Source organism: Aeromonas sp. S11(2024) (assembly GCF_041402345.1).
GTDB lineage: Bacteria > Pseudomonadota > Gammaproteobacteria > Enterobacterales > Aeromonadaceae > Aeromonas > Aeromonas veronii.
Map to the genome: position 1 here is coordinate 204,275 of NZ_JBGLRC010000001.1, position 14,416 is coordinate 218,690.

General features: G+C 60.8%; 12 protein-coding genes and 5 tRNA genes. 12 read left to right on the top strand and 5 right to left on the bottom strand.

Annotated features, from left to right (window positions below; translation table 11 throughout):
• Positions 1-39: 39 nt before the first annotated feature.
• Positions 40-795, top strand: coding sequence for a tRNA-uridine aminocarboxypropyltransferase (locus ACB040_RS00820; protein ID WP_371153794.1), 756 nt, complete (start codon positions 40-42; stop codon positions 793-795).
• A 197-nt stretch (positions 796-992) separates the two neighbouring features.
• Positions 993-1,769 (top strand): TSUP family transporter, encoded by a 777-nt coding sequence (locus ACB040_RS00825; RefSeq protein WP_005333472.1) that lies wholly within the window; start codon positions 993-995, stop codon positions 1,767-1,769.
• Positions 1,770-1,845: 76 nt separating this feature from the next.
• Here the strand turns inward: ACB040_RS00825 and ACB040_RS00830 are convergent, their stop codons facing one another.
• Both ACB040_RS00830 and ACB040_RS00835 read right to left on the bottom strand, forming a co-directional pair.
• Positions 1,846-2,712: a LysR family transcriptional regulator gene (locus ACB040_RS00830; RefSeq protein WP_371153792.1), complete on the bottom strand. Its 867-nt coding sequence runs from the start codon at positions 2,710-2,712 to the stop codon at positions 1,846-1,848.
• A gap of 69 nt (positions 2,713-2,781) precedes the next feature.
• Positions 2,782-3,699, bottom strand: a complete 918-nt coding sequence (locus tag ACB040_RS00835; RefSeq protein ID WP_371153790.1) for a DMT family transporter — start codon at positions 3,697-3,699, stop codon at positions 2,782-2,784.
• 168 nt (positions 3,700-3,867) lie between these two features.
• On the opposite strand from ACB040_RS00835, the gene ACB040_RS00840 reads away from it, so the two are divergent.
• The 3 genes from ACB040_RS00840 (at position 3,868) to ACB040_RS00850 (ending at position 7,564) form a co-directional block, all read left to right on the top strand.
• Positions 3,868-4,746 (top strand): helix-turn-helix domain-containing protein, encoded by an 879-nt coding sequence (locus ACB040_RS00840; RefSeq protein ID WP_371153788.1) that lies wholly within the window; start codon positions 3,868-3,870, stop codon positions 4,744-4,746.
• 262 nt (positions 4,747-5,008) lie between these two features.
• On the top strand, positions 5,009-6,646 hold the full coding sequence (locus ACB040_RS00845; protein ID WP_005333463.1) for an ATP-dependent endonuclease: 1,638 nt from the start codon (positions 5,009-5,011) through the stop codon (positions 6,644-6,646).
• 198 nt (positions 6,647-6,844) lie between these two features.
• Positions 6,845-7,564, top strand: coding sequence for a hypothetical protein (locus tag ACB040_RS00850; RefSeq protein ID WP_371153785.1), 720 nt, complete (start codon positions 6,845-6,847; stop codon positions 7,562-7,564).
• Positions 7,565-7,658: 94 nt separating this feature from the next.
• Here ACB040_RS00850 and glgX read toward each other — a convergent pair whose 3' ends face one another.
• Positions 7,659-9,722, bottom strand: a complete 2,064-nt coding sequence (gene glgX, locus ACB040_RS00855) for a glycogen debranching protein GlgX (RefSeq protein ID WP_058058466.1) — start codon at positions 9,720-9,722, stop codon at positions 7,659-7,661.
• A gap of 196 nt (positions 9,723-9,918) precedes the next feature.
• Between glgX and ACB040_RS00860 the strand changes: the two genes are divergently transcribed.
• The 7 genes from ACB040_RS00860 (at position 9,919) to yjjG (ending at position 13,027) form a co-directional block, all read left to right on the top strand.
• Positions 9,919-9,995, top strand: a tRNA-Met gene (locus ACB040_RS00860).
• A gap of 94 nt (positions 9,996-10,089) precedes the next feature.
• Positions 10,090-10,166, top strand: a tRNA-Met gene (locus ACB040_RS00865).
• An 88-nt stretch (positions 10,167-10,254) separates the two neighbouring features.
• A tRNA-Met gene (locus ACB040_RS00870) sits at positions 10,255-10,331 on the top strand.
• A gap of 88 nt (positions 10,332-10,419) precedes the next feature.
• A tRNA-Met gene (locus ACB040_RS00875) sits at positions 10,420-10,496 on the top strand.
• Positions 10,497-10,584: 88 nt separating this feature from the next.
• Positions 10,585-10,661: transfer RNA gene (locus tag ACB040_RS00880), tRNA-Met, on the top strand.
• 171 nt (positions 10,662-10,832) lie between these two features.
• On the top strand, positions 10,833-12,311 hold the full coding sequence (locus ACB040_RS00885) for a leucyl aminopeptidase family protein (RefSeq protein ID WP_371154293.1): 1,479 nt from the start codon (positions 10,833-10,835) through the stop codon (positions 12,309-12,311).
• Between the two features lie 35 nt (positions 12,312-12,346).
• On the top strand, positions 12,347-13,027 hold the full coding sequence (gene yjjG / locus ACB040_RS00890; protein ID WP_371154285.1) for a pyrimidine 5'-nucleotidase: 681 nt from the start codon (positions 12,347-12,349) through the stop codon (positions 13,025-13,027).
• A 117-nt stretch (positions 13,028-13,144) separates the two neighbouring features.
• Here yjjG and ACB040_RS00895 read toward each other — a convergent pair whose 3' ends face one another.
• Together ACB040_RS00895 and ACB040_RS00900 are read right to left on the bottom strand one after the other, a co-directional pair.
• Positions 13,145-13,864, bottom strand: coding sequence for a substrate-binding periplasmic protein (locus ACB040_RS00895; RefSeq protein WP_371154283.1), 720 nt, complete (start codon positions 13,862-13,864; stop codon positions 13,145-13,147).
• Positions 13,865-14,024: 160 nt separating this feature from the next.
• Positions 14,025-14,393 carry a hypothetical protein gene (locus ACB040_RS00900; RefSeq protein WP_005333451.1) on the bottom strand — a complete coding sequence of 123 codons (369 nt, stop codon included), beginning with the start codon at positions 14,391-14,393 and terminating at the stop codon, positions 14,025-14,027.
• Positions 14,394-14,416 lie beyond the last annotated feature (23 nt).

A 14,416-nucleotide genomic window follows, 5' to 3' on the forward strand; every position in this document is an offset into this window, starting at 1 on the left:
CCGCTGCCGTTCCTGTTTTGACTCCAGTTGTGAACCTAGATGAAGCCTGTTCCTGATCACGCCGTCAACCGCCTGCGGGCCTGGCGCAAGAGTATCTCTACCCGACCGTTTCTTGCCCGTGGCGGTACCTTGGCCCGCTGTCCGGCCTGTCAGCTGCGCGAGGATTGGTGTGCCTGCGAGTGGCGCCCCGAGCTCAAAGCGGAGGCGGGCTTTTGCCTGCTTATGTACGACAGCGAGCCGATGAAGCCCTCCAACACCGGTCGCCTGATCGCCGATGTGTTACCGGATACCACCTGGGCGTTTCTCTGGTCGCGCACCCAACCCCATCCCGAGCTGCTGGCCCTGCTGGCCGATCCCGCGTGGCAGCCCTATGTGGTCTTTCCCGCTTGCGAGAAGGAGCCTGCCCGCCTGACCGGCGAGGTGACGCTGACACCGGGTAAAAAACCGCTCTTTATCCTGCTCGATGGCACCTGGCCGGAGGCGCGCAAGATGTTCAACAAGAGCCCTTATCTGGACGGTTTTCCGGTGCTCGCCATCAAACCCGATACGCTCTCCACCTACGGTATGCGGGTGGCCAACAGCGAGGAGCACCTCTGTACCGCCGAGGTGGCGGCCTGCGTGCTGGAAGTGGCGGGAGAGCTCAAGGCGGGGCAGGCACTGCAGCACTGGTTCAACTTGTTCAGCAGCCGCTACATGGCCGGGCGGGTCAGCCGTTTCCCCGGTGCCGATGAGGATCATCTCTGTGAGGCACTGGCGGCCATCAAGGAAGCGAACGTCGCTTCACCGGCTTGCTAACTGGCCCTCTGAGGGGGCAGGGGCCTGACAGCTCAAATCAATGAAAATCAGGAATCAATTGGCTGCCACTGTTTCGTTAGATTCATGGTCAGTGGCTCGCTAGGATAGCGGCACAGCCTGTGCCCCCGCACAACGTCGTTTTGGTGTTCTCCGGTTGCTCGACCCCTTCGGGCAACCCACTCTCGTGAGGTCTATGGATGGAATTGGAACTGGTTACCCTGTTTGCCCTGTTCGGTGTGGCGCTTGTCGCCGGCTTTATCGATGCCATCGCCGGTGGCGGCGGCCTGCTGACGGTGCCAGCGTTGCTTGCCACCGGCATGCCGCCCGCTCTGGTGCTCGGCACCAACAAGCTGCAGAGCAGTTTTGGCTCCTTCTCCGCCACCTGGTTCTATGCCCGCAAGGGGCTGCTGGAGTGGGCCATGATTTGGCCTGCGGTGATCTGCACCTTTATCGGTGCGGCTATCGGCACGCTGGCAGTGCAGACCATAGACGCCGCCATTCTCGAGCGCCTGCTGCCTTTCCTGCTGATGGCCTTTGCCTGCTACTTCTACTTCTCGCCGCGGGTAAGCGATGCCGAGAGCTCCCGCCGTCTGACTCCCATGCTGTTTGCGCTGCTGGTGGGGGGCGGTGTCGGCTTTTATGACGGCTTCTTTGGGCCGGGCACAGGTTCGTTTTTCGCCATCGGTTTCGTGGCGCTGGCGGGTTTTGGCATGGCGCGCGCCACCGCTCATACCAAGCTGCTCAACTTCACCTCGAATATCGCCTCCCTGCTGTTCTTTGCGCTCGGTGGCAAGGTGGTGTGGAGTGTCGGCTTCTGCATGGCGCTGGGGCAGTTCATCGGCGCCCGTTTTGGCTCCAAAATGGTGCTGAAAAAAGGGGTGAAGCTGATCAAGCCGCTGCTGGTGACCGTCTCCTTGCTGATGTCTGCCAAGCTGGTGTGGAGCCAGTATCCGGAGCTGTTTGCCTGGATCTGATATGCGCCTTGCTTGCCGCATCGCAATTGTTAACGGGGCCCAAGGGCCCCGTTGTCATATCTGGTGTTTTACATGGCTAGCGCGGTGTGTCGCTGCGGTGGCGAAAGTGTTGGTGCAGGGCGCTCACCAGCCTGGAGATCCGCTCTCGTTTTAGGCTGTTTGGCCGGTAGACCAGATGCAGGGGGCGGCCCAGTCCGGGCAGTGGGCGGGCCATCTCCCCCTGTTCTCCCACTAGCCCCAGTAGGCCAGCGGGGAGCAGCACAGGGCCAATACCTGCCTTGGCCAGTTCGATGAGCGCCAGATAGGAGTCGAGCTCCATGGCGGGCTCCAGCCCCATATCAGCCAGCGGTTCGCGCAGGTAGCGGTTGGAGGGGTTCTCCAGATCCATGGTGAGGATCTTGCGCCTGCTTTCTGTGTTGGCTGGCGGCAGGCTCTGCTGCGCCTCGCCAACCAGATAAAAGGGCTCCTCAAGCAGCAGATCGGCGCCGAGGCCATGGCCGGGAGGGAGCCGACCGGCGCAGATGCCGAGCAGGGCATCACCGCTGCGCACCCGCGCCAGAATGACCGGGGTGTGGTGGGTAGAGAGGGCAAGGTGGGGATCGCGCTCCAGATAGTCGCGCATGAAGTGGGCGAGATAACCGGCCAGCAGGGTTTCGGAGCAGGCGATCGGGAGGGGGCTCTGATCCGCCAGATCCTGACTATCGGCCAGCACCCCCTTCATTTCGGCCAAGCTCGGGGCCACTCGTTCCAGCAGCTCCTTTGCCTGCGGGGTGAGGCGGATCTGGCGCCCCTCCGGCTCGATCAGCTTCTTGCCAAGGCGCTGCTCCAGCTGGGCAATTCGCTTGCTCACCGCCGACTGGCTGATATAGAGGCGACTGGCCACCTTGGCCATGGTCCCTTCACTCGCCAGCAGGCTCAGCGTCTCCAGCCCTTCCAGTAACATCTCGCCCCCTTGTTTATCGCCATCAGGATCGTCACAGATTGATCAGCGCTACCTTAGGGGCTGACTGGCTCAGGAGCAAGGGTCGTTTGCTGCCTTGGCCGGTCGAATGCGCCACTCGCTTAAGGGCGGCGCGAAGATCACCAGATTGCCGATGAGGCTGATCACCACTCCGGCCACCGAGACCGGCTGCCAGACAAAGCCTTCATAAAAGGTGGAGAGGGTAAGCGCCACCAGCGGAAAGAGCACGGTGGCGTAGGAGGCCTTGCTGGCCCCGATGCGCCCCACCAGCGTCAGGTAGGCGGTAAAAGCGATCACCGAGCCAAACAGGGCGAGGTAGACCATGGCCGCCAGATAGTGGCCATCGGTCGGCACCACCAGTTGCTGCCCGAGCAATGTGACCCAGCCCAGCAACAGCACCACGCCGTAAACCATGCCCCAGGGCACCAGTTGCAGTACGTGGTAGCCGTGGCGTTGGCCCCGGGCCGAGACCAGATTGCCCAGCGAAAAGCAGAGGGTGCCGCCGCAGGCGAGCAGCAGCCCCTTCCAGCCGTTTGCACCCAATTGCGCATCTGCCAGTACCGGCCAGAACAGTAACTGGGTGCCAAAGAGCCCCAGCAAGGAGCCTTGCAACCAGCGCAGGGTGGGGCGCTTGCGCTCGAACAGCCAGAGGTTGAGGCCGTTGAAGATGCTGGCACTGGCAAAGATCACTGCCGACATGCCGCTCGGGATATAACGGGTGGCGTGGTAAAAGCAGAGAAAGTTGGTGGAAAAGAGCAGGGCACCGAGCAGTGCGGCATAGCGCTGGCCGTGCCAGGGGAGGCGTGGAAAGCGGCCGCTGGCGGTGAGCAGGGCAAACAGTGCCACCGCCGCCAGCAGGAAGCGATAGAGCACCGACACCTCGATGGGGATGGGGCCAAGTTGCCAGGCGATGGCAATCCAGGTGCTGCCCCAGATAAGCACGGTGGCAAGATAGAGCATCAGATTCATCACAGTTCCGGAGAGTCAGGGAGAGATGACCCACTATGGGGCGAGCTCTGATGGCTGGATTGCACCATCTTGCGGTTTTTCATCGCCCTGCGCTGTCATCTGTGGGCGTGGTCGGTAAGATGGATGGCAGCGGCATAATACGTACACCGGAACAGGCGGCAGGGGCGAATGAAAACAGCAGGGGTATTTGATGCACTGGTCAGCACCGGCGCCCGGCTGGAGGACGCCTGCTGGCTCGAACCCGGGCTTGGCGTCGCCAGTTGGCGCAACTGCTATGACCAGACCCGCTATCACAAGCCGGGCCACCACACCCTGAGCGTCTATCTGCAAGGAGGCGAGCAGACCGAGCGACTCGATGGGCCGGGTGGCCACGGCGGCACCGGCAAGGTGTGCATCATGCCGGATCACCACAGATCCGAGTGGCTGGTGCGCGAAGAGTTTCGCTTCTTTCATCTCTACTTCACCCCGGCTCACCTCACCCGTATCGCCGAGGAGGCGTGTGACAAGGAGGGGCGCCACCTGCAACTGGTGGACAAGACCTTTATCGACGATCCGCAGGCGGCCGGACTGGTGCAGCGCCAACTGATGCAACTTCAGTGGCAGCACGGGGTCGATCGGTTGGCACTCTCCCACGGCGCCTGGATGTTGATCCTCCACGCCTATCACCACCACACCGAGGAGGCTCCCGGTTTGCCACCTCTGCGCGGCGGGCTGGCGCCCGTGGTGATCAAGCGGGTGCAGGAGTATCTGCAGGCCCATCTGGCTGACTCGGTCACGCTGGCAGAGCTGGCGCAGCAGGCGGGGCTGAGCGAGTATCACTTCGCCCGCATGTTCGGCCAGAGTCTCGGCTGCCCGCCCCACCGCTATCTGCTTGGGCTGCGGCTCAAACGGGCCAAGCAGCTGTTGGCTGGCCCCGAGCCGCTGGCCAGCATCGCCAGTCAGTGTGGCTTCTCTTCCCAGGCCCATTTCGGTAATCGTTTTCGCGAGGCGTTTGGTTTGACGCCGGGGCAGTGGCGGGCGCAATTGTCATCTTCTCGTCACAGATAACCCTGAGACTTTGGACAAAAGAGGTGTACTCTCTACCACTTATCCATTGAAAGGAATGCCCATTGAATTATCGCAAACGTCAAATCCGTACCCGTCATCTCTGGTTCAGCCACTGGAATGCCCCGCAAGATCGCACCGCTGTTGTTACCCCTCCCGAACCTGCAGTGCCTCACAGTTCACGTTGAAAAAGCCCCGCCTGCGATAGGATTTTTCCGGTAACTTTGCCACTATTGCCCCATCACAATGATGTGGACATGGCTGGATGTTTCTGGAACGTATTGAAGTCAAAGGTTTTCGCGGTATAAATCGCCTGTCGCTCGGGCTGGATCAGACCACAGTGCTGATCGGTGAGAATACCTGGGGTAAATCGAGCCTGCTGCGCGCCCTCTGGTGTCTGCTGGGGCAGGATGCCGAGCCCTATCAGTTCACCGCCGAGGATTTTCACCAACCGGAAGATCCCGAATTGGCCCCGGCGCGCCACTTGCAACTGGTGCTCACCTTCAGTGAGCACAGACCCCAGATGTGTCAGCACTCCCGTCGGCTGGCCCGTCTTTGCCCCTCCTGGGTGCTGCACAAGGACAAATTCCACCGCATTCACTATCGCGCCAGCGCCGAGCTGCAGGCGGATGGCTCTGTGCTCACCATTCACGACTTTCTCGATGGGGTAGGCAAGAGCCTGCCCATCGCCAACACCCACGAGCTGGTCTGCATGCTCATCACCATGAACCCGGTGTTCCGGCTGCGGGACGCCCGTACCGCTCGCAACGGGGTGGAGACATTGCAGTGGGGAGATCTCTCCGAGCATCGCCTGAGCGAGCTGGCGGACAAGCTGATCGATGAACCCCAGCGGATCGGCGAGCCGGAGCTCAAAGAGGCGCTGCAGGCGGTGCGCCAGTTGATGGACCACTACTTCAACGCTCTGGCCCCCATCAAGAACAAGCCGCGCAGTCAGCGCGACATCATCAATCGCCCCATGACATTGCGCAATCCTGGCAACCTGCATACCCTGCTGCGCCGCGCCGATAACCGCGCGCTGCAGCTGGCGATGGCGGGGATGGCGGCTACCCTGCTGCAAGCGCGGGGCAACCGCGAGCTGGAGGAGGGGGCCCGTCCCATCATGATCCTGGAGGACCCGGAGAGCCGGCTGCACCCGACCATGCTGGCGCTGGCGTGGGGGCTGCTGGAACAACTACCGGGCCAGAAGCTGCTCACCACCAACTCGGGAGACTTGCTCTCTTCCCTGCCGCTCAATCAGGTGCGGCGGCTGGTGCGCCGTCAGCAGGATATCCTCTGTCACCAGCTGGGGGGGGAGCGCTACAGCAGCGATGATCTGCGCAAGATCGCCTTTCACGTGCGGATCAACCGCCCCATGTCGCTGTTTGCCCGTTGCTGGCTGCTGGTGGAGGGGGAGACCGAGATCTGGCTGCTCTCCGAGTTGGCGCAGATCTGTGGTTACAGTCTGCGGGCCGAAGGGGTACGGATCATCGAGTTTGCCCAGTGCGGCCAGTCGCCGCTCATCAAGGTGGCGCGGGATTTTGGCATCGAGTGGCACCTGCTGACCGATGGCGACGAGGCGGGGCTCAAGTATGCCACCTCGGCCCGGGGCCAGCTCAAGGGAGAGCGGGAGCGGGACCGACTGACCCAGCTCCCTGCCGCCGACATCGAGCACTACCTCTATCACAACGGTTTTGAAGCTGTGTTTCGCCGCGAGGCCGGGGTGGGCGGGCGCGCCATGTGGAGTGCCAGTCACATCATCAACAAGGCGATCCATCACCGCAGCAAGCCGGGAATGGCGCTGGCGGTGGTGGAAGAGGCGGAGCGGCTCGGCGCCGAACATATTCCGCCGGTGATCCGCCAGATGTTTGCCCGGGTGGTGGCGCTGGCCCGCGGTCAGGGCTAAAGCCAGCGCAGCATCCCGTCACTATGGATATGGCTGCCAGCAGGGCGCCCCTCAAGGTGGGCTCTGCTGGCAGCAAATTGCCCCGGATTGTTTGCCCACGATTGTTTGTCGCGATTGGGGATAGCCGCTGGTTTGGGTATACTCGCCCCTCTCTGGCGCCCCGGTGGCGCACCTCGAATCTTTACTGCTGGAGGCATCGTGTTCGTCCAACTCCCTTTTTGGCTCTTTCCTCTCACCGGATTGATGGCGCTTGGCGCCCTGATCGCCCTCGGTATTGTGCTGTGGCGCAGTGATATCTGCCCTGGCCAGCGCTCGCGCATCAGTCAGCAGCTCTTCTCCATCTGGGTTATTACCGCGCTCTCTCTGATGCTGGCGGTAGAGGCCAAGGCGGCCAGCTGGCTCATCTGGAGTGGTGGGGCCGCACTGGTGCTCGGGGTTGGCTTGTCGCTGGCCCAGTCACGGCTGGAGGGCAAGCGTTCAGTCCCCTCGACACTGCTTTGGCTACCGGCGTTGCCGCTCGCTCTCTATGGCTTCGGGCTGCTGCAACTGCAGGGCTGGGTGAGTGGTCTGCTGCAGATGGCGATGCTGGGGGCGGCCTTTGCCCACCTGATGCTGCTGCGGGCCCGTCATCGTCTCAAGGCATTCAACACCCTGTTGCCACTGGCCGGTCTGGTGGGGGCGATGGCCAGCCTTGTCTGGCTGGCAGTGTTGGTGGGCTGGCAAGGGGGTGAGGCCAATCTCGATGCCCTGATCCCGGCGGTGGTGACCCAGGCAGCGCTGCTGGTGGCCTCTCTGCTGCTCTGGTTCAGCCCGCTTTACTTGCAGCGTGATACCGCGCCAGTGGTGGTCTCTACCTCCCTGTGTGGCCTGCTGATCGCCCAGATCGCCGCTACCAGCGTGTTGCACCAGCTGATCTGACACTGGTGCTGAAAAGAGAAAGCCCCGAGCCAACACTCGGGGCTTTTGCATATCTGGCTTGCAGGTATCGCTGCTATCAATTCACAGCAATCGATCAATAGAAATCGTCGGCCCCGCAGATAAAGAGGCAACTGCTGCGTGGCTGGGCCAGATATTCGCGGGTCAATCCCTCCAGCGGCATGCCGAAGGTGCAGATATCCTGCGGCGAGGGGAGGGCGGTATCGAGGATCCGCCGCCAGTAGCCGCCGACGCCCTTGGGGGGGCTCGGCAGGTTGAAGGTGAGGGGCTCCCAGTAGGCGTTGAACAGCACATAGAGCGCCAGCTTGGTTTCGCTCGACAGCGCCGACATTGCGATGGCGTGGGAGTGGGGGCTGAAATCCGGTTGCCCGGCGTTGACCCCGTGCCAGCAGATCTCGCTGTGGCGCAGGATCTCGGTGAGTGACAGCGGCATGCTCTCCTGCTCCGGGCGCTGGAACAGGTGTTTGCGGTATTGGATCAGCTCCTTCATAAAGCGGAACATCTCCTGACTGCGGGCATTGGGCAGCCAGTTCATCCAGCAGGTGGCATTGTCCTGGCAGTAGCCGTTGTTGTTGCCCCGCTGGGTGCGCAGCAGCTCGTCTCCCATCAGCAGCATGGGGGATCCCACCGAGAGCAGGGTCGCCACCATCATGTTTTTGGCCTGGCGCATCCGCAGGGCGTTGATCTGGGGATCTTCCGTTACCCCTTCATGGCCGTGGTTCCAGCTGAAGTTGTGATCGCAGCCGTCACGGTTCTCCTCCCCGTTGGCTTCGTTGTGCTTGCTGTTGTAACTGGCCCAGTCCCACAGGGTAAAACCGTCGTGGCAGGTAACGAAGTTGATACTCTTCTCGGGATCTGCGTGGTGATAGTGGTAGATGTCGGGGCTGCCGCACAGCCGCTCGACAAAGGCGGTGACGCTGTTGTCATCCCCGCGCAGAAAACGGCGCACATCATCCCGGAACTGGCCGTTCCACTCACGCCAGCGGGCGCCGGCCAGTGACCCCACCTGATAGAGTCCCCCCGCATCCCAGGCCTCGGCAATCAGCTTGATGTCGGCGATGTTGGGGTCGGTATCTATGGTGCGCAGGGTCGGCGCATTGGCCTGCGGCTGACCCGATTCATCCCGCGACAGAATGGCGGCCAGATCAAACCGAAAGCCATCGACGTGCATCTCCTGACGCCAGAAGTGGAGGCTGTCCATGATCATCCGCAGCACCACCGGATGGGCGCCGTTGAAGGTGTTGCCGCAGCCCGAATAGTTGGTGTCCTTCTGGTTGTTGTCGAGGATGTAGTAGGCCTCGTTGTCGATGCCGCGAAACGAGAAGGTGGGGCCATCATCACCCCCTTCGGCGGTGTGGTTGTAAACCACGTCCAGGATCACCTCGATATTGGCCTTGTGCAGCGCCTTGACCATGTCGCGAAATTCGGTCAGCGGATCATCGCCGCAGGCGTATTGGGCGTGGGGGGCGAAAAAGGACATGGGGCTGTAACCCCAGTAGTTGGAGAGTCCTTTGGGCGCATCCTGAGGATCGAACTGGAACACCGGCAGCAGCTCGACGGCGGTGACACCGAGAGATTGCAGGTAGGGGATCTTCTCAATCAGCCCGAGATAGGTGCCACGCAGCGCCGGATCGACCCCGGAGCTCGGGGACTTGGTAAAGCCCCCCAGATGCAATTCGTAGATCACCGAGCGGGAGAGGGAGTGAGCGGGCAATTTGTCTCCTTCCCAGTCGTAGTGGCGAGTATCGACCACCTTGTTCTTGGCGCAACAAGCCAGATTGCTGCCTGGACGGGCCGCCGCCCATCGATCGTAATTGGCGCCAAGCTCGATGCTGCGGCCGTATGGGTCGAGCAACACCTTCTCGGCATCGAAGCGGGTGCCGCCATATGGGCGCCACGGGCCCTGAATGCGATAGGCGTAACGTTGCCCGACCGAGATCCCCTCCACATGGATATGCCAGTAGTAGGCGGTGCGGTTGAGGCGCGGGGAGAGGGGGATCACCTCGGGGGTCGCATCGTCTGCGCTTGCGAAGAGCAGCAGTTCGACCCGGCTGGCGAGGCGTGCCCAGATCGCAAAGTTGACGCCGTTACTGTCGGGTGTGGCCCCCAACTGACGGCAGTGACCGGCGGAGATGCGCATATTCTACCTACCCAAAATGAGGAGTGTTCACCTTATTGAGTGTAGTGCCGGATGCCTGACAAGGACTCGATTGCCTGAAAAAACAGCATGATGCTGCTAATGACCGCACTATTTGTCCGATTAATCTACGAATAAACTTTTTTTGAGATATTTACTTGCAATCTGTGCGCTGGCGCCTATTATTGGCGACCTCAGACGCGGGGTGGAGCAGCCCGGTAGCTCGTCGGGCTCATAACCCGAAGGTCGTCAGTTCAAATCTGGCCCCCGCAACCATCTGAGATCCTGACCAGCCAAGCCGGTGTAACCGGTTGGTGGGAAAGGAGAAATCGAACTGGCTACTGCTCGGCCACTTCGAGAAAAATTCGGACGCGGGGTGGAGCAGCTCGGTAGCTCGTCGGGCTCATAACCCGAAGGTCGTCGGTTCAAATCCGGCCCCCGCAACCAACTCTTTCGTCAGCTTGCGATTGTATAAACAGTCGAAGGCAGACAAACGCCAACAAGCCACTGCTCGGCTTGGGGGTGACAATTCGGACGCGGGGTGGAGCAGCTCGGTAGCTCGTCGGGCTCATAACCCGAAGGTCGTCGGTTCAAATCCGGCCCCCGCAACCAACTCTTTCGTCAGCTTGCGATTGTATAAACAGTCGAAGGCAGACAAACGCCAACAAGCCACTGCTCGGCTTGGGGGTGACAATTCGGACGCGGGGTGGAGCAGCTCGGTAGCTCGTCGGGCTCATAACCCGAAGGTCGTCGGTTCAAATCCGGCCCCCGCAACCAACTTTTTCGTCAGTTTGCGATTGTGCAAACAGTCGAAGGCAGACAAACGCCATCAAGCTACTGCTCGGCTTAAGGGTGACAATTCGGACGCGGGGTGGAGCAGCTCGGTAGCTCGTCGGGCTCATAACCCGAAGGTCGTCGGTTCAAATCCGGCCCCCGCAACCAACTTTCTGAACGTTCCCTTCCTGTATCGCCAATCATTGAACAATCCTTCTTGATGCTCGTCACCATCTGGTGATTGCTGCTATTTCTGACGCTTTTTCAAGACCAAAACTGGTCGTATCAACCATTTGTTGGGTATCATCAGGTATCTCTTCATGGATGAGGCACGCGCCTGTGATCACTCCCTTCACCTATCTTCCTCCTGCTATTGAAAGCCGAGATGCCACGCTGGCCGAAGCCCTTGCCCAAGGGCTGCCGTTGCAACTGCTGCTGATCGCCGAAGAGCAGAAGGAGTCCTTGCTTTCGCTCCCCGCCCTTGCGGGTCTCCAGATCCAGCTTGCGTTGGGGAAAAAAGCGCCCTTTACCCTGATGCATGGCAATACCCTGTTGCAGGTGATGTTTGTGGCCGGCAGTGTGACGCGGGATCACCGCCTCTATAAACAGATCAGAGGCTGGATTGCTCCTCTTTCTGGGCTTAATGTGGAGCGCCTCGGGTTGCATCTGGAAGGTTTTTCCCCCTCCGAGCGAGTGATGCTGGCCGAAGTGATGTTGTCAGCCCTGCTTGCTGCCAATATTTCGTTGCCCACCAGCAAGCGCCGCAGCGAAAGCAGCTGGAGCTACCAGCAGATCAAGGTTTCACCCGCTGTGGTGCTGGACTTGGCGCGCCTTTACAGCGAAGCGGGGGGTAACGGGTTGGCTCGCCATCTGGCGGTGTTGCCTGCCTCCGAGCTGACGGCCGCCAGCTATCGCGAGTTTGTCAGCAAGCTGGCGCAAGATGAGGGGTGGCAGTGCCATCACTATGATCAGGCGCAGCTGGCCGAGTTGGGGGCGGGGGCGTTTCTGGCTGTTGCTCGTGGTTCGGAAGACAATCAGGGGGCCATGGTCAAGCTCAGCTACTACCCGCCCAAGCCGGTGCGCCGCATTGCGTTGGTGGGCAAGGGGATCTGTCACGACTCTGGCGGTTATAACCTCAAGGTCTCCGGCAGCATGTATGGCATGCATCTGGACATGGGGGGCAGCGCGGTGGCGCTGGGGGCCCTCTACGCCATCAGCCGAGCTCAGCTACCCTACGAGGTACACTGCTGGCTGGCCATTGCCGAGAACCATATCGGCCCTCACGCCTATCGTCCTGGCGAGGTGGTGACTGCCATCAATGGCACCTCCATCGAGGTGGTCGATACCGATGCCGAAGGGCGAATGGTATTGGCCGACACCCTGGCGATGGCGGTGCAGGATACTCCGGATCTGCTGCTCGATTACGCGACCCTGACCGGGGCCTGCAAACGGGCGCTGGGTAGCCGCTACAGCGGCGTCTTTACCAATCGCAGCGAATGGATGACATCGCTGGTCAATCTGGGTCAGCGCAGCGGCGAGCGGATCTGGCCCTTCCCGCTTGATGATGATTACGACGACAACATCGAAAGCGAGTGGGCCGATCTGTTGCAGTGTGCTCCGGGCAGTTCGCCGGATCACATCGATGCGGCCCGTTTCCTCGCCCACTTCGTGCCCGAGCAGACCCCCTGGCTGCACTTCGACCTGAGCGGTTTTCGCAACAAGGGGGGCAATGGGGTGGTCTCCAGCGAAGTGACCGGCTTTGGCGTGCGTCTCACGCTGGATCTGCTGGCCAGCCCGCTTGGCAGAGTTGGTCGCTAAGCCTCTGAACAATCTGAATGATAACAAGGAGTTCTGTGAAACAACCAAGCTATGACTGGGTGCTGTTCGATTTGGATGAAACCCTGCTCGATTTTCCGGTCGCCTCTGCGCTGACGCACACCCTGCAGATCTATGGTGTACAGGCTGACGACGCCAGCATGGCGCAGTACCACGCCCTCAACCATGGGCTCTGGCAGCAGTACAACGAAGGCGAGATCGATGCAACGGCGTTGCAGCAGACCCGCTTCTCCCTCTTTGCCCAGCAGGTTGCCGCCGATCCCATGGCGATGAACAACACCTTTCTGGAGCAAATCATTGCCCTTAGCATGCCTCTCGAAGGGGTGGTCGAGACCCTGCAGCAGCTGCGCAGCAAGGTGCGGATGGGGATCATCACCAATGGTTTCAGCGTGCCCCAGCGGGGGCGGCTTGGCAAACTGGGCTGGAGCGAGTGGTTCGAGCCGCTGGTGATCTCCGACGAGATCCGGGTGACCAAGCCGGCGCCAGCTATTTTCCAGCACACCCTCTCCCTGATGGGGCAGCCAGATCCGGCCCGGGTGCTGATGGTGGGGGATAACCCGAAAACCGATATTGCCGGGGCGGCGGCGCAGGGGCTGGCAACATGCTGGTACAACCCGGCGCGGCAAGCGGGCGAGTGCGATGCAACCCACGAAATCCACCACTTCGCCCACCTTGCCGACATTGTGCTGGGACGCTGATAGCCAGGCTTAACCCATCACGTTATCGGTGACCAAAACGTCCTGGCAAGTTGCAACCAGGGTTGTTTGAGACAGGATTGGGTTTGCTTGAGACTGCAAGGGGAGCTGATGCTCCCCTTACTTATGAGTGTTTTCCTGTGAATGCAGGGATCTGAACTGGTAGCGATCGAGGATCTGCTGATAGTCGGGACTCTGTTTCAATTTATCGATAGCCTGATTGATCCGCTGCAGTTGCGCCTCAGTGGTGCTCTCTTTGCTCAGCATCAGGTGAACCGGTGTCTGTTCGATATGCAGCAGAATATACAGCTTGTCCTGCACGCCATCCTTACCCTGCCACTCCTGCAGTCCGTGGGGGTCCAGAATAAACCCCTGGATCCGACCCCCTTGCAACATCTTCAGCAACTGATCCAGCCGCAGGCGCATCTGCAAACGGGGCTGCAGCTCGGGCCTTGCCATCAACTGGCGGAAGGTATTGCCGTAATCAAAGCCCTTGAGCACCCCGATATGGAAGTCAGGGGTGTTGATCAACTGCTCGAGGGTGGTGATCCCGCGCCAGCGCTCGGCATCTTGCCGACGGATGACGATGGCCGTCTCCTCTTCCCGATAGGGGTGGCTGAAGCGGGCATATTGCTGCCGCTCGGCGGTGATATTGGCTGACATGGCCAGTTGAACCGTGCCGAATTTCAGCTCGTGCAGCACGCGAGCCCAGGGCATTTCACTGAATTTGGCCTGATAACCGGCCCGCAGGAAGATGGCGTTGAGCAGCTCCACATCCAGTCCGCGGAGCTGTTGCTGTTCATTGCGATAACTGAAGGGCTGCCAGTCGACCCAGCCCACGACCAATGACTCCTGTGCCGTAGCCTGGCAACACAAACACCATAACAACAAGAGTCTGTACACAACGCATACCCTCGAACAGGCTGATACGGTGAGTATTGGACAGGAACGACGGAGTAACCAGTGCTGAGGGTTGAGCGGATGCACAGATGTGCATCCCTCACAGTTCGTGGGCGTGGAATCCCTTGCGATAACGGGTTTCACAGCGCGGGCAGCGTTGCAGGGTCGGATCCTGTTCCAGCTGTTCGATGGAAAGCGGCTCTTCACAATCGGAGCAGAGGCCATAGAGGCCGAGATCCATCTGGCAGAGTGCCGCGTCGATCCGCTTGAGGCGGGCCACACTCTGCTCTACCTTCGGCAGATCCAGTCGGCTGGTCAGTTCCACCAGTTGATCCTGCTCGCAGTGACCGACCTGCTCGGCCCACTCGTCACGGCGGCAGGCTTTGAGCTGACCGATCAGCGTTTCTCGTACTTGGGCCCAGTCTGACAGTAGGCGATTACGCCAGACAGTCAACTGTGCTTGCGTCATTTCACACACATTATCCCCCACAG